The organism is Glycomyces terrestris (genome assembly GCF_003933745.1).
In the GTDB taxonomy this organism is placed as follows: Bacteria; Actinomycetota; Actinomycetes; order Mycobacteriales; family Micromonosporaceae; genus Glycomyces; species Glycomyces terrestris.
The window spans coordinates 118,254-134,561 of record NZ_RSEB01000004.1; the positions used below are offsets into that span (position 1 = coordinate 118,254).

Sequence of the window (16,308 nt, forward strand, 5' to 3'; positions counted from 1 at the left end):
CCTCATCCCCTCCTCACAGCCGCGGGTCGACCGGCTCGGATTCGAGCGCGAGGACCGCGAACACGTACTGGTGCACCTGCCACAGGGGAGCGCGCTGCGCGACGAGGTCGAGCCCGGCGACGCCGAGCGCGTACTCGCGCAGCGCCTGGGACCGCTTGTGCTGGAGCCGCCGCTGCCGCAGGCCCGCGAGCCGCTCGGGGTCGGTGTAGTCGGCGCCGTAGATGATCCGCAGGTACTCCCGACCCCGCACCTTCAAGCCAGGCTGGAGGCGCGGGCGGTCCTCGAGGACCGGTTTGACGACCATGCCCTCGCCGCCGGCCGCGCACAGGTCCAGCCACCACTGCACGGCCGCGGCCTCGTCGGCGGTGCCGAGGGCGACGAAGCGGCGCCGCGTCTCCAGCAGCAGCCCCGAGCCGTCGGCGGCGACGAGCGCGTCGGCGAGGGCGAGGTGCTCGTCGTGCCGGTGGTCGGCCCGGTTGCGGCCCTCGGTGGCGAGCACCTGGAACGGGGCGAGGCGCACGCCGTCGAGCCCGTCGGTCGGCCAGCAGTACCGCTGGTACGCCGCGGCGAACTTGGCGATGTTCGCGTGCCGCGAGGCGGTCCGCTCGGCGAGCGCGGCCACGTCCAGGCCCCGCGCGGCGGCGGCCTCCAGGACCGCCGCGGCGGCCGGGAGCGCGGCGAGGCCCGCCGCGGCCACGCCCGCGAACTGGTCCTCGATGAGGTCGCGGGCCTTCGCCGACCAGGGGAGCAGTTCGCAGTCGAGGAGCATCCAGTCGGTGTCGAGCCGCTCCCACAGGCCCGCCGCGCCGGCGGCGGCCGCGACCCGGTCGAGGAGCGCGCCGGTGAGCGCCTCGTCCTGGAAGAACGCCCGGCCGGTGCGGGTGACGAGCGCGCCCCACGGCGCGGCGTCGAGCCCGAAGCGCCGCCGCGCGGTCCCGGCGTCGCGGCACACGAGCGCGACGGCCCGCGACCCCATGTGCTTCTCCTGGCACACGACCCGCTCGGCGCGCCCGCGGTACTGGTCGAAGGCCTGCGCCGGGTGCTCCAGGTAGCCGTCCGCGTCGGAGGCGTCGACGGGGGCCATGGTCGGCGGCAGGTACAGCAGGCGCCGCGGGTCCTCGGCGAAGCGGCTCATGACCTCCAGGGCCGCCGCGGCGTGCTCGGCCGTCACCTTCACCGTGCCGACGAGGCCGGTCGCCAGGTGCCGGTCCCCGGCCACGTCGGTGACGTCGAGGGTCGCCGGGTCGCGGTCGGGCACCGCGGGCCCGAGCGGCCGGGCCGGCGCGTACCACTCGCGCTCGGCCTTGACGGCGACGAGGTCGCGCTCGGGGTAGCGCAGCGCGGTGAGCTTCCCGCCGAAGCAGCAGCCGGTGTCGAGGCAGATCGTGTTGTTGACCCACTCGGGTTCGAGGACGGGCGTGTGGCCGTACACGACCGCGGCCTCACCGCGGTAGTCCTCGGCCCACGGCAGGCGCACCGGCAGCCCGTACTCGTCGGTCTCGCCGGTGGTGTCGCCGTAGAGCGCGAACGAGCGGACCTTCCCCGAGGCGCGGCCGTGGAACTCCTCCTTCAGGCCGGCGTGCGCGACGACGAGCCGGCCGCCGTCCAGGAGGTAGTGCGAGCGCAGCCCGTCCATGAACGCGCGGGCCCGCCCGCGGAACGCCTCGTCCTCGGCGCCGAGCTGCTCGAGGGACTCGGCGAGGCCGTGCGCGACGCGGACCTTGCGGCCGTCGAGGGCCTTGACGAGCTTGTGCTCGTGGTTGCCCTGCACGCACAGCGCGTTCCCGGCCTCGACCATGCCCATGACCAGCCGCAGCACGCCGGGCGTGTCGGGGCCGCGGTCGACCAGGTCGCCCACGAACACGGCCGTGCGGCCCTCGGGGTGCGCCGCGCCGGCGGCCCGGCCCTGCGCGTCGCGGGCGATCTCCCAGCCGAGCTCGCCCAGGAGCGCCTCGAGTTCGGCCCGGCAGCCGTGCACGTCGCCGATGAGGTCGAACGGCCCGGTCTCCTCCGTGCGGTCGTTCCAGGACTTCTCGGTGACCACGCGCGCGGCCTCGATCCGGGCGGCGCCCTCGAGGCGGTGGACGCGCCGGAAGCCCTCCTTGGCCATCCGCTTCAGGCCGCGCTTGAGGTCGCGGTGGTGGCGGCGCACCACGGCCTCGCCGAAGTCGCGGTCGGCCCGGGCCCGGTTCCGCTCCACGGCCGTCTCGGGCTCGACGTCGAGCACGATCGCGTCCACGAGCACGTTGTGGCGCTTGGCGAGGTCGACGAGCTGGGCGCGGGCGTGCGCCTGCACGTTCGTGGCGTCGACGACGGTGAGCCGGCCGAGCCGCAGCCGCGTCCCCACGATGTGGTTCAGCAGCGCGAACGCCTCGGGCGTCGCGCTCTGGTCGGTCTCGTCGTCGGCGACCAGGCCCCGGCAGTAGTCCGAGGAGACCACCTGCGTCGGCTTGAAGTGCCTGGCGGCGAACGTGGACTTGCCCGACCCGGAGACGCCGACGAGCAGCACGAGGGACAGTTCGGGGACGCTCACCACCGGCGCGTCGTCAGTCACGGTCGAACACTCCCATCTGGGTCGGGGCCCCCGCGTCGGGGTCGGCCGCGCCGACCCCCTCGAACCGCACCCGGTAGCCGTGGCGCGCCGCGACGCCCTCGGCCCACGCGGCGAACCGCGCCCGGTCCCATTCGAACCGGTGGTCGGCGTGGCGCAGCTCGTGCCCGGCGAGGCCGTACCGGGCGTTGTACTCGGCGTTCGGCGTCGTCACGACCACGGTGCGCGGGCGGGCCGCGCCGAACACGACCCGCTCCATCGCCGGGAGCCGGCCGGGGTCGAGGTGCTCGATCACCTCCATGAGGACGGCCGCGTCGTACCCGGCGAAGCGCTTGTCGCGGTAGACGACCGAGCCCTGGATCAGTTCGAGGCGCCGCCGCCGCCGCTCGGGCATCCGGTCGAGGCGCAGGGCCCGCTCGGCTTGGTCGAGCGCGCGCGAGGAGACGTCCGCGCCGGTGATCCGCGTGTACCGGGGGTCGTCCAGGAGCGCGTCGAGGAGCTTCCCGGACCCGCACCCCAGGTCGAGCACGGAGGCCGCGCCGGAGGCCGCGAGCGCGTCGAGGACGGCGCCGATCCTGATGCGGTGCAGCGGCAGCGACCCCTCGCCCGGCTCGCCCGCCTCCTCCTCGACGGGGCTCTCGTCCTCGTCGCCGGCTTCGGCGACCTCGGCGAGCCGGGCGAACGCGGCCCGCTCGTACGAGCGGCGGTGCGCGAGGTAGCGGCGGGCGATGAGGCCGCGCCGCGGGTGCGCGGCGAGCCAGTCGCCGCCCGAGCGCACGAGCTTGTCGACCTCCCCGATGTCGACCCAGTAGTGCTTGGCGTCGTCGAGGACCGGCAGCAGCACGTACAGCTGGCTGAGCGCGTCGGCGAGCCGCACCTCCCCGCGCAGGCGCACCCGCACGTGCCGGGAGTCGGCGTCGAAGCCCGGCAGGGGCACCGCCTCGGCCTCGACCTCCCAGCCGAGGGGCGCGAACAGGTCCCGCACCAGGTCCGGCCCGCCCTTGCACGGGACGGCCGGCAGCGCCACCTCCAGTGGCAGCGCGCTCGCGGCGAGTTCGGGCCGCTCGTCGCTGACGCCGCTGCGCGCGGTCGAGAAGACCTTGCCGAGCGCGACGGCGAGGAGCGAGGAGGCCGCGTACGGCCGGTCGTTCACGTACTGCTTGAGCGTGGCGTCCCCGGAGGCGCGCGCGTGCGCCCGCGCCAGGCGCGCGGCGTCCACTTCGAGCAGGAGCGCCGCGGTGCACCGGTCCTCGCCGGCCTCGGGGTAGAACACCCATGCGGTGCCGAAGGACTGCTCGAACGACTGCACCCGGTCGGGGTGCTTGCGCAGGAGCCGGCCCAGGTCCGTGGCGGGCCGCGCCGTGGTCGTGATCGTCAGCAGCACCCGCCGATCATGCCATCCGATCCACACAGGTCGCGAGCCGGTTTCGGTACCGGCCCGGATGTCGGCGGGCTCTGCCAGACTGGCCGGGTCCGCACTTCCTCGAGACGACGGAGCCCCGACATGCGGCGACTCATCGCGACCGTGTTCAACTACTCCCTCGACGGCCTGCTGGCCGACGAGGGCACCGAGTTCTGGAAGTACTGCTTCAGCCTGCCCGAGAACAGCAACCCCGACGCGCCGTCGCAACTGGACTTCCTGCGGAACGCGTACGCGATCGCCTTGGGCCGCAACTCGTACGAGAGCATCGCCGCGGCCATGACGGCCGATGCCCGCCACCCGTTCTCGCCGATCCTCACCGCCCAGCGCAAGGTCGTCTTCTCCTCGACGCTCGAACGCGCCGACTGGGCGAACACCACGATCGCCTCGGGCGACACGGCCGAGGAGGTCGACCGGCTGCGCCGCGGCGGCGAGGGCTACATCGTCGTCATGGGCGGCGTGGGCCTGTTCCGGTCCCTCATGGAGCTCGACCTGCTCGACGAGCTCCAGGTGAGCCTGTTCCCGTACATCGCCGGGGAGGGCACCCGCCTGTGGGACGGCGTGCCGAAGTCGTACCGGCTCGACCTGGTCTCCAGCGAGGCCACCGGCAACGGGCTCCTGGAGCTCCGCTACCGGCGGCACCGCGGCGGCGCCTAGGCGAACTGGCCCGGCTCGTAGCTCCCGGCCGGGCTGCCCGCGACCACGTTGAGCCGGTTGTAGGCGTTGATGACCGCGATGAGGCCCACGAGTCCGGCGAGCTCGTCGTCCGTGAACGCCTGGCGCGCGGCCAGCCACACGTCCGCGGCGATCCCGGTCTGCGCGTCGGCGATGCGGGTGGCCTCCTCGGCGAGCGCGAGGGCGGCGCGCTCGGCGGCGGTGAACACGGTCGCCTCGCGCCAGGCGGCGACGAGGTTGAGCCGCACCGGGTCCTCGCCCTCGTGCACGGCGTCCTTGTAGTGCATGTCGGTGCAGAAGCCGCACCCGTTGATCTGGCTGGCGCGCAGCAGCACCAGGTTCGGGAGGGACGCGGGCAGGCCGGCGCCCTCGGCGGCCTTCACGGCCGAGTTGAGGTGCTTGACGAGCTTCTGGCCGACAGTGCTCGCGTAGAGGTCGAAGCGGGGTTCCATGGCGGTGTCCTTCTCGTTCGGTGTCGCGTTGCCGTCCGGTTGACGGCCGCCGCGGCCCCGATGTGACCGGATCGTGCCCGGCGTCACGCTCCGGGCGGCGCTCCAGCTGGCTGTACCGCCCCGGCGGGCCCTGGCCCCACCGCGGATCGCCAGGTGACTGCATTGGTCGCGCACCTGATCCGCCCTACCGTCGAGGTATCCGAAACGAACCTGAGGAGCCCGCCGTGAACGACCAGCCGCCCGCCGCCCCGCCCGTCCCGGGCACCGGCCACTACAAGCTCACCACCGCCGCCCTGTGGGTCGGCCTCGCCGTCGGGACCGTGCTCAACGTGGGCCTCCAGTCCGCCGGGCTGTGGCTCCTCGCGCTCCCCTTCGGGCTCGTCGCGCTCGCCAGCGCGGTCGGGCTCGTCGCCCGCGCCGTCGTGAACTGGAAGCGCCGGTAAGCGCCTCGCGGGAACCGGCGGTCGGGTCCGCCGCGCCGCGGGCGGCCTAGCGCCGGTAGCGGAGCAGCCGCTGGAGCCCGGCCGGATCGCGCCGCTCCGGCACGGCGACCGCGGCCTCCATCCGGGGCCGCGCGGCCTCGACGTCGAGGTGCGATCCGATCGCGACCAGTTCGCCGGGCCCGGTCGCGTCGCGGGAGGCGACGTCGATCCGGTCGCCGACGACGTGCACGACGAAGCCGCGCCGCCGCCCGCCGCCGGTCTCGACGGTGACGGTGCCCTTCATGCGGTACGCGCCCGCCGGCGGGTGCTCGAGCAGGTCGAGGAGCGCGCCGGGGTCGACCGGGCCCGGGGCCCGCACGGTCACGGACCTGGCGTGCGCGTGGTCGGCCGCGTCGTGGTGGGCCTGCCGGGCGAGCGCGGCGAGCGGCAGCTCGTCCTCGGGGTCGGCGGTCGAGGCGGTGTCGTAGACGAGCGCCGGGTCCACGCGGCCGTTCGAGGTGCGCACGAGGTGGATGTCGGGGTTCACGGCCAGGATGCGCCGCTCGATGGCCGCGAGCGCGTCCTCGGCCCCGGCCTCGGGGAGCCGGTCGCACTGGTTGATGACGGCGAGCGTGGCAGCCTTGAACCGGACCGGCGGCTGGTCGGTGCGGTCGACGGTGTTGAAGTGCTCGACGGCGTCGACCACGTCGACGACCCCGCCCGCGCGGACCCGCTCGGCCTCGCTGAAGTGGATCATCTTCGCGATGACGCCCGGCTCGGCGATGCCGCTGGCCTCGACGATGACGACGTCGAGCCCGAACTTCGGGTGCGTGAGCCTGTCAAGGGCCGCGTCGAGGCCGCTGAGGTCCTCGATGCAGCACAGGCAGCCGCCCGCGATCGAGACCGGTTCGTCGATCTGCCCGGTCACCAGTGCCGCGTCGACGTTCACCTCGCCGAAGTCGTTCACGATCACGCCGACGCGCGCCCCGGGCTGGCACAGCAGGTGGTTGAGCAGGGTCGTCTTGCCCGCTCCCAGATAGCCCGTCAGGACGATGACCGGTACCCGCTGCTCCACACTGCCCCCTCGCTCGATCCGCCTGCGCCATGGGAACACACCGCCGACGGCCGCCCGCGACCGCCCGGCCCGCTCGTGCCGGCGGTCGCCCGGCCGCCTCAGACCAGCCCGATCACCAGGGCCATCGCGAGGAACAGCACGAGCTGGTACGCGCTGTTCAAGACGGTCAGCTTCGCGGGTTTCAGCTCGAACGCGTTGTGCTGGAGCAGGGTCGACGCCGAGAACGCCAGCCACGCGACGACGCCGACGAGCAGCGCCGTCCCGACCGGACCGCCGCCGACCGCCTCCTCCGCGACCGCGGTCCCGACCGCCAGCCCCAGCGCCGTCACGGCGTTCGCGACCAGGAGCTGCGCCATGTTCCGGCGGCTCGCCCGCTTCGAGTCCGCCGGTGCGATCCCGGTCAGCCTCGCCCAGAGGTCCAGGAACGCCTTCCCGTACCAGACGCCCGCCACGATCATGCCGACCGCGAGCGCGAGCGCGGCCCCCAACCAGTCGATGTCCAACCGCTCATCCCTTCACGCCGTCGAAGCGGCGCCGGGCGCCGCCGTACTCCCTCATGAGATCCCGCGCCGTCAGGCGGTGCCGAAGCGCTCGGCGGCCCTCGCACGGGCCTTCTCGGCCTCGACCTCGCGGTCGCGCGGCGGCGCGGTGGTCACGAGCGCGTCGAGGAGTTCGCGGGTCGCGGCGGCGACGGCCTCCACGGCCTTGTCGAACGCCTCCTCGTTCGCCTTCGACGGGTGGGTGGAGCCGCTGAGCTTGCGCACGTATTGCAGCGCGGCGGCGGCGACCTCCTCGTCGGTGGCGGGCGGCTCGAAGTTGAACAGGGTCTTGATGCTGCGGCACATGCCCCTACGATGCCACGGGGCTACGACAGCGCCGGCCCGTTCGCGTCCTCGCCCCACGCCGCGGTGGCCGCGGCCCGCTGCTCCCACTGGCGGACGGCGCCGCCGCCGGGCTGCCAGCGTTCGCAGAAGTCGCGCAGTTCGCGGCAGCGCTCGACCATGGCGTCGCGCCGCTCGAGCCAGGGCGGGACCGGGAGCCCGTACGCGGCGTGGAAGTGCTCGACCTCCCGCGCGCGGGCGGGGTGGTGCGTCCGCATGATCCACTCGCACCAGGCGAGGTCGGCGATCCGGTCGCCGTAGCGGGCGAACTCCCAGTCGAGGACGGCCGTCACCGCGAACGTCGCGGGGTCGACGAGCACGTTGTTGGGTCCGAAGTCGCCGTGGACGAGGACGGTCCCGGCCGGGGCCGGGAGGGCGTGGAGGCGGCGCAGGACGGCGCCGCAGGCGCGCATGACGGCCGCCGCGTGCCCGGCCTCGACGAGCTCCTGGCCCTGCACGCCCGCGACGAACCCGATCGTGAGCGACTCGCCGTCGCCGTCGAGCACCGGCGGCACCGGCACGGCGCCCGCGAGCCCGTTCAGGAACCGGCGCTCCCGCTCGAGCCGGTCGGCCGCGTCGGGGCCCTCGTAGCGTTTGACGACGATCCGGCCGTCGCCGACCGTGGCGTTCGTGTACCCGTGGGGGAGTGGCCGCATCCCCTCATCCTCGCCGGGCCGTCAAGCGGGTTCCGCCGGGCCGCGTGCTCAGGGCCTGAACCGCACGGAGCGGGCTACCGCTCCCCGGCGGCCCGACCGCCCGGACCGCGGCCGACCGCGGCCTCCCGGTCCGCCCGCAGCGCCGCGAGCCGCTCGCGCACGCCCGCGGCGCCGGGGTCGCGGAGCTCCTCGAGGAGTCGCACCGCCGCCTCCCACGCCCGCGCCGCCGCGTCCCGGTCCTCGGTCGCGAGCCGGTTCTCTCCCAGGCCGATCAAGGCGACCGCCGCCTGCTGCTTCTCGCCGCACGCGAGCGACGCGGCGGACGACCGCTCCATGCACTCGGCCGCCCGGTCGTGCCGCCCGCTCAGGGAGTGGACGAGGCCGAGGCTCTCCCACGCGCCGGCCGCGCCGGCCGGGTCGTCGAGCCCCGCGAACACCGCGATCGCCTCCTCGCAGCGGCGGAGCGCGGGCCCGAGCTCGCCGAGCCGGGCGAGGCAGTACCCGACGTTGTTGAGCGCCCGCGCCTCGCCCCAGGCCGCCCCCGCCTCCCGGTACAGGCGCAGGGACTCGACCGCGTGCGGCAGCGCCGCCGCGAAGTCCTCCTCGCCCGCGGCGAGCTTGCACATGACCGAGTGGACGCTCGCCTGCCCGACCCGCTGCCCCAGCGCCTCGTACCGGCGCAGCGCCTCCGCGAGGTGCCGCCGGGCCGTGCCGCGGTCGCCGTACCAGGTGTGCGCGGCCGCCAGGCCCTGCACCGCCATCGCCAGCGCCTCGGCGTCGCCCGCCCGGGTCGCCGCTGCCACCCCGGCGGCCGCGGTCGCGATCCACTGCGTCCCCAGGCCCTGCTTGCGCAGGTACGGCATGAGGCTCCACGCGATCAGCCAGGCGTGCGAGTCGAAGCCGCGGTCGCGGGCCGCCGCGACGGCCGCGGTGAGCACCGGGTGCTCCCGGTCGAACCACGCCATCGCCGCGTCCCGGCCCGCGTGCGCCACCGGCACCGCGCCCGGGGCCGGCTCCCCGATCGCGCCCGGCTCGCGGAACTGGTTCAAGAGGTCGGCGCCGCGGCGGGCGCCGTGCAGGTAGTGGTCGAGCAGCCGGCGCAGCGCCTCCCGCCGGCCGGCCTCGGACTCCTCGGCGGCGGCCAACTCGGCGGCGTACGCGGCGAGCAGGTCGTGGAAGCCGAACCGGCCCGGGCCGGCCTCGCCGAGCAGCTGCATCCGCCGCAGCTCCATGACCAGGCGCCGCGCCTCCGGCACCGGGACCGCGGCGAGGCTCGCCGCCGCCTCGACGGTGAAGTCCGGTCCCCAGTGGAGCCCGAGCAGCCGGAACAGGCGCGCCGCGGCCGGGCCCAGCGCCCCGTACGACCACGAGAACACCGTCCGCAGATCGGTGTCGGCGTCCAGGTCCGCGAACGCGTCCAGCGCGGCCGTCTCCAGTTCCCCCGCGACCGCGGCGAGCGCGAACGGGCTCTCGTCGGCGCGCGCCGCGACGATCGACAGCGCCAGCGGCAGCCCCGCGCAGCCCGCGATGATCCGCTCCGCCGCCGCGTCCCCGCGCACGCGCTCCCCGAGCCGCCGCGCCAGCAGGTCGAGCGCCTCGGACGGCCCCACCGGCTCGACCCGGACCCGCAGGACGCCTTGGCGCGCGGCCAGACCCGTGAGCGGGGCCCGCCCGGTCAGGACCGCGGCGCACCCCGGCGCGCTCGGCAGCAGCGGCCGCACCTGCGCCTCGTCCCGGACGTCGTCGAGGACCAGCAGCAGCCGCCGGCCCGCGAGCACGCTCCGGAAGTGCGCGGCGCGCGCGTCCAGGCCCGTCGGGACCCGCGCCGCCGGCACCCCCAAGGCGTGCAGGAACTCCTGGAGGACCTCCGCCGGATCGCGCGGCCCGGCCGCGCCGAAGCCCCGCAGGTTCGCGTACAGCGTCCCGTCCGGGAACCGGTCCTCGACCCGGTGGGCCCAGCGCACCGCGAGGGTCGTCTTGCCCACCCCGGGGAGCCCGTCGAGCGCGACCGCGAACGCCGCGCCCCCGCTGCGCTCGAGCAGCTCGTCGAGGCGCGCGATCGCGTCGGCCCGCCCCGCGAACGCCGCCAGGTCGCCCGGCAGCTGCCGGGGGACCGGCTCGCCGCGGCGCCCCCCGGGCGCGGCGAGCAGCCGCTGGAACTCGCGCTGCAACTCGGGACCGGGATCGACGCCCAGCTCCTCGCGCAGCACGGTCCTGGTGCGATGGAACGTCTCGACGGCCTCCGCGCCCCGTCCGGCCGCGTCCAGCGCGGACATGAGCAGCAGCGCCAGGCGCTCGCGCGTCGGATGCTCGGCCAGCAGCGCGGACAGCTCCGGGACCGCTTCACCCGCCTCCCCGGCCGCCAGACCGCACGCCACCCGGTCCTCGACGGCCGCCAGCCGTTCCTCCTCCAGCGCCGCGCACTGGACCCCGCGCCACCGCTCGGCCGGCAGGTCGGCCAGCGCCGGGCCCCGCCACAGCGCCAGCGCCGCCGCGAGCAGCCCGCGCGCCTCCGCGGGCGCCGCCCCGCGGGCCCGGGCGACCAGGTCCCGGAACCGGTACAGGTCCACCCGGTCCCGCGCGCACGACAACCGCCAGCCGCTCCCGACCGTCTCCAACCGCACCGACGGGTCCGCGGCGAGGAGGCGCCGCAGCCGCGTCACGTAGACCCGCAGCGTGTTCTGCGCCGACCGCGGCGGCTCGGCCGGCCACAGCGCCGCCGTCAACCGGTCCGCGCTCACCACCCGCCCGAGGTCCAGGAGCAGGGCCGCCAGCACGCAGCGCTGCTGCGCCGTCGTCGGCTCCAGCACCCGCCCGCCGTGCCGCGCCTCGACCGGCCCGAGCAGCCGGAACTCCAAGCCGGCCATACGAACCCCCTTGCCGCCGCGCACCCCGGCCCGCCCGCCGAGGTGCGCCACGATACCCGGTCGCCGCCCGCCGCGGCCCGCCGCCTCGGCGCCGCTAGGCGGCCGCGACCGCCGGCGGATTCAGCCGCGCGAAGCCCTCCTGCCGCTCGTACGGGTAGTACGGATACGGCGCCGTCTTCGCGCTGGCCCGGTCGAGCCGCGCCACCTGCTCGGCGTCGAGCTCCCACCCGACGGCGCCCAGGTTCTGCCGCAGCTGCTCCTCGTCCCGCGCGCCCACGATGACCGAGGCCACCGTGGGGCGTCGCAGCAGCCAGTTGATCGCGATCTGTGGCACCGACCTCCCGGTCTCGGCGCTCAGCTCGTCGAGCACGTCGACGACCCGGTACAGCGCCTCGTCCTCGACCGGCGGCCCGAACTGCGCGGTCCGGTGCAGCCGGCTGCCCTCGGGGACGGGGCTGCCGCGCCGGATCCTGCCGGTCAGCCGCCCCCAGCCGAGCGGGCTCCACACCAGCGCCCCCACCCCCTGGTCGATCCCGAGCGGCATGAGCTCCCACTCGTAGTCGCGGCCGACGAGCGAGTAGTAGACCTGGTGCGCGGCGAAGCGCTGGCGGCCGAGGCGGTCGGCGGCGTCGAGGCTCTTCTGGAGCTGCCAGCCGGCGTAGTTCGAGGCGCCGGTGTAGCGGATCTTCCCGGCCCGCACCAGGTCGTCGAGGACGGCGAGGGTCTCCTCGACCGGGGTGCGGGCGTCGAAGGCGTGCAGCTGGAACAGGTCGATGTAGTCGGTGCCGAGGCGCCGCAGCGCGGCCTCGACGGCGCGGGTGAGGTGGACGCGGGAGGACCCGGCGTCGTTGGCGCCCTCGCCGACCGGGAGGCCGGCCTTGGTGGAGAGGAGGACCCGGTCGCGGCGGCCCTTGACGGCCGCGCCGAGGACCTCCTCGGAGGCGCCGTCGGAGTAGACGTCGGCGGTGTCGAACATGGACATCCCGGCGTCGAGGGCGATGTCGACCATGCGGCGGGCCTGCGCCGCGCCGGTGTCGCCCCAGGCCCCGAACAGCGGGCCGGAGCCGCCGAAGGTGCCGGCGCCGAAGGACAGGGCGGGGACGTGGAGGCCGGAGCGGCCGAGGCGGCGGAGTTCCATGGGAGATCCCTTCTAAAGGAACTGTGGTTCCATTAACGTGAGGTCTAAGCTAGCTCAGACACGACGCTTAACGCAACTGGAGTCCCGTTATGAATGAGGTCACCGGCGCCCCCGGCACCTCCCGGCCCGGCGGGCGCACCGCCCGGGTCCGCGAGGCCGTGCTGCGCGCCGCCGGAGACGCCTTCGCGGACAAGGGCATCGGCGGTGTGGACCTCGGCGAGGTGGCCCGCCGCGCGGGCGTCGGCAAGACCACCGTCTACCGCCGCTGGGGCACCGTCCCGGGCCTGGTCGCCGACATGCTCGCCGAGATGGCCGAGTCGTCGCTGCCGCGCGCCCGCACCGGCGACCTCGACGCCGACCTGGCCGCGCTCGCCTCGCTCATCCTCGCCACGCTCACCGACGCGCGCCAGGGGCCCCTGTTCAAGGCCGTCATCGCCGCGGCGGCCTCCGACGCGCAGACCGCCGCGGCCCTGCACCGCTTCTACCGCGTGCGCATCGACGAGTGGTCCCCGTGCGTGGACGAGGCCGTCGCCCGCGGCGATCTCCCCGCGGGGACCGACGCCGACGAGGTGATCCGCGCGCTCTCGGCCCCGCTCTACTACCGGTTCCTCGTCAGCGGCGACCCGCTCGACGAGGCCGCCGCGGCGCGGGCCGCGGCCGCGACCGCCGCGGCCGCCCGCGCCGGCGCGTACACCTGAGACGATCCCTTGAGGATGACGGGCCTCGAGAGGCCGCGCGCCGGGCCGGGCCACGCCCGGCGGCGGGCTCCGCACCCCTGGAGTCAGGCCAGGGCCGCGTCGAACACCTCGCGGTGCGCGTGCGTGAACGCGTGCTCCCTTCTGCTCCAGGCGATCCGCTCACCGATCTCGGCGGCCGTCGCCGCGGCGGCGCCCGCCCGGGCGGGGAACTCGGTCCAGAAGCGCACGTTCCGGGACTGGCGTTCGAGGATGCAGTCCACCAGGACCGCGCGCTCGGCCGGCTCCAGGCCGTACGCGTCGGCGACGAGGCGCACCTGCTCCGCCTGGCGGCGCACCGGCACGGTCCGCTGCGACGCGACCGCCCAGGTCCAGGCGAGGTAGGCGACGTCTTCGAGCCGGCCGCCGGGCGCGGCCTCGGCGAAGTCGATGAACGCCACCGGCACGCCGTCGCGGAAGACCGCGTTGTTCGGGCCCGGGTCGTGGTGGCAGACGACGTCGAACCGGCCCGCCAGGGCGCTGCCGCGGGTCGCGTCGTGCATCGCCCGCAGCAGGGCGGCGGCCGCCGCGACCTGGGCGTCCGACCAGGTCTGGAACCGCGCCGGCACGTCGCCGGGCAGGTACGACAGCAGATCGGCCCCCGCGGAGCGCCCCAGGTACCTCGGCGCGCCGGTGAAGCCGCGCTCCTCGAGCAGGAGGAGCAGCGCCGCCATGAAGTCGGAGCCGGCCCCCGCGGGCCGGTGCACGACGTCGCCGACCCGGGCGACGCCGGCGGCGACGCGGCCGCCGGCCAGCGGCACCGCCTCGGGCGACTCGGTCACGGCGTCACTCGGCGGGCCTGAGGACCGGCGCGAAGGCGACCGCGTCCTCGGGGAAGTGCTCGGCCGCATACGCTTCCAGCTCGGGGCTGACCAGGAGGGTGTCGACGACCGCGACACCGGCCGCCTCGTCCGGGTAGCCGCCGAAGACGAGGGCCGGGAACCGGTCGACGAGCTCGTCGGTGATCGCCTGGAGCTCGGCCCCGCTCAGCTCCTCGGCGGGGTCCCCGATCTCGGGTTCGGCGTACTGGAGCTCGGGGTGCTCGGCGAGGTCGATCTCGTCGAGCGTCAACGGGTCCTCGGTGACGGTGAAGGCCTTGCCGTCGAAGGTCCCGGCGACGACGTACGTGCCCCACCGGACCCCTTGGGCCTCTTCGTGCTCGACCGCATCCCAGTCCCAGCCGGCGACCGGCGGGCCGCTGCACTGCGGGGGATACGACTCGGCGACGACCGCGCACAGCTCGGCGCTGTCGCGTTCGACGCCCTGGTACACCGTGATCGACCCCCGGTAGACCACGTCCTCGGCCGCGGGGGCCGCCGTGTCGTCGCCGCTGCCGCCCGCGTCGGCGCCCTGGCCGCACGCGGCCAGCGTGAACAGCGCCGCGACCGGGAGGAGCCGCTGCCATGTCGTGAGTGCGTTCATGGGGGTTGGACGCCGCGCCCGCGCCCGCGGTTCCCTCACCCCCGCGGCAGGAAGGCGTCCAACGCGGCCGGGTCGGCGAGGGCGCCGCGGGCGACGGCCCGGTCGACCGGGACGCCTTGGAGGAGCCGCTTGACGGGGACCTCGACCTTCTTGCCGGTGACCGTCCGCGGGATCGCCGGGACGGCGGTGATCGCGTCCGGCAGGTGCCGCGGGGAGAGCTCGGTGCGGATCGCGGCCCGGATCGCGGCCTCGAGCGCCGCGTCGAACGGGACCGTCGTCGCGACGAACACCAGGAGCCGGTCCTCGTCGTCGAGGTGGACCACGAGGGAGTCGGCGACACCGGGGACGGCCTCGACGACCGAGTAGAACTCCGCGGTGCCCATGCGCACGCCGCCGCGGTTCAGGGTCGCGTCCGAGCGCCCGGAGATCACGGCCGAGCCGCGCTCGGTGACGGTGATCCAGTCGCCGTGCCGCCAGACCCCCGGATACGTGTCGAAGTACGTGTCCCGGTAGCGCTTGCGGTCGGTGTCGCCCCACAAGCCGACCGGCATCGACGGCATCGGGGAGGCGATCACCAGCTCGCCCTCGCGTCCGACGCCGTCGCGCCCGCTCGGGTCGAACGACCGCACGTCCGCGCCCAGGCACCGGCACGACAGCTCGCCGCGCCACACCGGGACGGTGGGGGCGCCGCCGAGGAACCCCGTGCACAGGTCGGTGCCGCCCGAGAGCGACTGGAGCTGCGCCGTCGCCGAGACCGCCTCGCGCACGTAGTCGAACCCGGCCGGCGGCAGCGGCGCGCCCGTGGAGCCGATGCCGCGCAGGCGCGACAGGTCCGCGACCTCCTTGGGGACGACGCCGCGGTCGCGGCAGGCCATGAGGAACGGCGCGCTCGTCCCGAAGTAGGTCGCGCCCGACTCCTCCGCGAGCCGCCACAGGCCCTCGGGGTCCGGCGCGCCGTCGAACGCGACGACGGCCGCCCCGACCAGCGGCGCGGACGCGAGGTAGTTCCACATCATCCAGCCGGTCGTGGTGTACCAGAGGAACCGGTCGCCCGGGCCCAGGTCGTGGTGCAGGCCGAGCATCTTCGCGTGCTCGACGGCGATGCCGCCGTGGCCGTGCACGATCGCCTTCGGCAGGCCCGTCGTGCCCGAGGAGTACAGGATGTACAGCGGATGGTCGAAGGGGACCGGCTCGAACGCGAGCGCGCCGTCCCGCCCGAAGTCCTCCCACCGCTCGCCGGCCTGGAAGCCCTCGCCCAGGTACGGGAACGTGACCACCGCGCCGGGCCGCAGCGCGTCCACGACCTGCGCGATCTCGCGGTCGCGGCGGATCGTCTTGGCGCCGTACCGGTACCCGTCGGTGACGAACAGGACCGCGGGCTCGATCTGCTTGAGCCGGTCGATCACGGCCCGCGCCCCGAACTCGGGGGCGCACGAGGAGAACACCGCGCCGATCGAGGCCGCGGCGAGCATGAGCGCGTACGTCTCGGGCGCGTTCGGCATCCACGCCGCCACCCGGTCCCCGCGCCCGACGCCGGCCGCGAGGAGCCCGCCGCGCAGGCGCGCCACCGCCGACCGCAGCTCCCGGAGCGTCCACTCGACGGGATCGCGCGTGTCCGAGTAGCCCCTGACGGCCGTGTCGGCCTCGCCCATGCCCGGCGCCGCGAGCACGGCCTGCGCGTAGTTGAGGCGCTCGTCGGGGAACCACACCGCGCCCGGCATCGCCGCCGACGCCAGCACCCGGTCCTCCGGGACGGGACCGCCGAGCCCGAAGTGCTCCCACACCGCGCCCCAGAACAGGCCGGGCCGCTCGACCGAGCACCGCCACAGGTCCGGGTACGCGGTCAGGTCCGCGCCCGCGAGCGCGGACAGCCGCCTCGCGAACGCCCCGATGTTCGCCGTCTCGGCCGCGTCGGGCCGCGGCCGCCAGAGCACCTCGCCGGTCACGCACTCGCCTCCTTCGCCGCGGGTCACCGTCGACCCGCCCCGCCATTGTTTCCGACGGCACGGCCGCGG

15 protein-coding genes are annotated in these 16,308 nt (G+C 75.6%); 3 read left to right on the forward strand and 12 right to left on the reverse strand.

Going from position 1 to position 16,308, the window contains the following annotated elements; translation table 11 throughout:
* Positions 1 to 13: 13 nt before the first annotated feature.
* Positions 14 to 2,554 carry a polynucleotide kinase-phosphatase gene (locus tag EIW28_RS14645; RefSeq protein WP_125248465.1) on the reverse strand — a complete coding sequence of 847 codons (2,541 nt, stop codon included), beginning with the start codon at positions 2,552 to 2,554 and terminating at the stop codon, positions 14 to 16.
* Positions 2,547 to 3,935: a 3' terminal RNA ribose 2'-O-methyltransferase Hen1 gene (locus EIW28_RS14650; protein ID WP_187350610.1), complete on the reverse strand. Its 1,389-nt coding sequence runs from the start codon at positions 3,933 to 3,935 to the stop codon at positions 2,547 to 2,549. The genes EIW28_RS14645 and EIW28_RS14650 overlap by 8 nt, the downstream gene beginning before the upstream one ends.
* 120 nt (positions 3,936 to 4,055) lie before the next feature.
* Here EIW28_RS14650 and EIW28_RS14655 point away from each other — a divergent pair, with 120 nt between their 5' ends.
* A complete protein-coding gene (locus EIW28_RS14655; protein WP_125248466.1) occupies positions 4,056 to 4,628 on the forward strand; it encodes a dihydrofolate reductase family protein in 573 nt (190 codons plus the stop codon).
* Here the strand turns inward: EIW28_RS14655 and EIW28_RS14660 are convergent.
* Positions 4,625 to 5,098, reverse strand: coding sequence for a carboxymuconolactone decarboxylase family protein (locus tag EIW28_RS14660; RefSeq protein WP_125248467.1), 474 nt, complete (start codon positions 5,096 to 5,098; stop codon positions 4,625 to 4,627). The two genes, EIW28_RS14655 and EIW28_RS14660, sit on opposite strands and share 4 nt — an antisense overlap.
* Before the next feature lie 224 nt (positions 5,099 to 5,322).
* Between EIW28_RS14660 and EIW28_RS14665 the strand changes: the two genes are divergently transcribed.
* Entirely contained in the window at positions 5,323 to 5,541 is a 219-nt protein-coding gene (locus EIW28_RS14665) for a hypothetical protein (RefSeq protein WP_125248468.1), read from the forward strand.
* Between the two features lie 46 nt (positions 5,542 to 5,587).
* Here the strand turns inward: EIW28_RS14665 and EIW28_RS14670 are convergent, their stop codons facing one another.
* From EIW28_RS14670 to EIW28_RS14695, 6 genes are all read right to left on the reverse strand, one after another.
* Positions 5,588 to 6,595, reverse strand: a complete 1,008-nt coding sequence (locus EIW28_RS14670) for a CobW family GTP-binding protein (RefSeq protein ID WP_125248469.1) — start codon at positions 6,593 to 6,595, stop codon at positions 5,588 to 5,590.
* 98 nt (positions 6,596 to 6,693) lie between these two features.
* Positions 6,694 to 7,098, reverse strand: a complete 405-nt coding sequence (locus tag EIW28_RS14675; RefSeq protein WP_125248470.1) for a DUF1761 domain-containing protein — start codon at positions 7,096 to 7,098, stop codon at positions 6,694 to 6,696.
* A gap of 69 nt (positions 7,099 to 7,167) precedes the next feature.
* A complete protein-coding gene (locus EIW28_RS14680; protein ID WP_125248471.1) occupies positions 7,168 to 7,440 on the reverse strand; it encodes a DUF2277 domain-containing protein in 273 nt (90 codons plus the stop codon).
* Positions 7,441 to 7,460: 20 nt separating this feature from the next.
* Positions 7,461 to 8,132 (reverse strand): phosphotransferase family protein, encoded by a 672-nt coding sequence (locus EIW28_RS14685; protein WP_125248472.1) that lies wholly within the window; start codon positions 8,130 to 8,132, stop codon positions 7,461 to 7,463.
* A 74-nt stretch (positions 8,133 to 8,206) separates the two neighbouring features.
* Positions 8,207 to 10,999, reverse strand: a complete 2,793-nt coding sequence (locus EIW28_RS14690) for an AfsR/SARP family transcriptional regulator (RefSeq protein ID WP_125248473.1) — start codon at positions 10,997 to 10,999, stop codon at positions 8,207 to 8,209.
* 94 nt (positions 11,000 to 11,093) lie between these two features.
* Positions 11,094 to 12,137, reverse strand: a complete 1,044-nt coding sequence (locus EIW28_RS14695) for an aldo/keto reductase (protein WP_125248474.1) — start codon at positions 12,135 to 12,137, stop codon at positions 11,094 to 11,096.
* 89 nt (positions 12,138 to 12,226) lie between these two features.
* Here EIW28_RS14695 and EIW28_RS14700 point away from each other — a divergent pair, with 89 nt between their 5' ends.
* Positions 12,227 to 12,835, forward strand: a complete 609-nt coding sequence (locus tag EIW28_RS14700) for a TetR/AcrR family transcriptional regulator (RefSeq protein WP_125248475.1) — start codon at positions 12,227 to 12,229, stop codon at positions 12,833 to 12,835.
* An 83-nt stretch (positions 12,836 to 12,918) separates the two neighbouring features.
* On the opposite strand, the gene EIW28_RS14705 is transcribed toward EIW28_RS14700, so the two are convergent.
* The 3 genes from EIW28_RS14705 to EIW28_RS14715 are packed head-to-tail and all read right to left on the reverse strand — an operon-like array spanning position 12,919 to position 16,239.
* Positions 12,919 to 13,653 carry a phosphotransferase gene (locus EIW28_RS14705; RefSeq protein ID WP_197717280.1) on the reverse strand — a complete coding sequence of 245 codons (735 nt, stop codon included), beginning with the start codon at positions 13,651 to 13,653 and terminating at the stop codon, positions 12,919 to 12,921.
* 4 nt (positions 13,654 to 13,657) lie between these two features.
* On the reverse strand, positions 13,658 to 14,293 hold the full coding sequence (locus tag EIW28_RS14710) for a hypothetical protein (protein WP_125248477.1): 636 nt from the start codon (positions 14,291 to 14,293) through the stop codon (positions 13,658 to 13,660).
* Between the two features lie 35 nt (positions 14,294 to 14,328).
* Positions 14,329 to 16,239, reverse strand: coding sequence for an acetoacetate--CoA ligase (locus tag EIW28_RS14715; protein WP_232014027.1), 1,911 nt, complete (start codon positions 16,237 to 16,239; stop codon positions 14,329 to 14,331).
* Positions 16,240 to 16,308 lie beyond the last annotated feature (69 nt).

What these genes read in the sequence shown, in the direction of transcription:
- EIW28_RS14655 (WP_125248466.1), top strand. Translation starts at nt 4,056, where the DNA reads ATGCGGCGACTCATCGCGACCGTGTTCAACTACTCCCTCGACGGCCTG.
- EIW28_RS14660 (WP_125248467.1), bottom strand. Translation starts at nt 5,098, where the DNA reads ATGGAACCCCGCTTCGACCTCTACGCGAGCACTGTCGGCCAGAAGCTC.
- EIW28_RS14680 (WP_125248471.1), bottom strand. Translation starts at nt 7,440, where the DNA reads ATGTGCCGCAGCATCAAGACCCTGTTCAACTTCGAGCCGCCCGCCACC.
- EIW28_RS14685 (WP_125248472.1), bottom strand. Translation starts at nt 8,132, where the DNA reads ATGCGGCCACTCCCCCACGGGTACACGAACGCCACGGTCGGCGACGGC.
- EIW28_RS14690 (WP_125248473.1), bottom strand. Translation starts at nt 10,999, where the DNA reads ATGGCCGGCTTGGAGTTCCGGCTGCTCGGGCCGGTCGAGGCGCGGCAC.
- EIW28_RS14695 (WP_125248474.1), bottom strand. Translation starts at nt 12,137, where the DNA reads ATGGAACTCCGCCGCCTCGGCCGCTCCGGCCTCCACGTCCCCGCCCTG.
- EIW28_RS14700 (WP_125248475.1), top strand. Translation starts at nt 12,227, where the DNA reads ATGAATGAGGTCACCGGCGCCCCCGGCACCTCCCGGCCCGGCGGGCGC.
- EIW28_RS14710 (WP_125248477.1), bottom strand. Translation starts at nt 14,293, where the DNA reads ATGAACGCACTCACGACATGGCAGCGGCTCCTCCCGGTCGCGGCGCTG.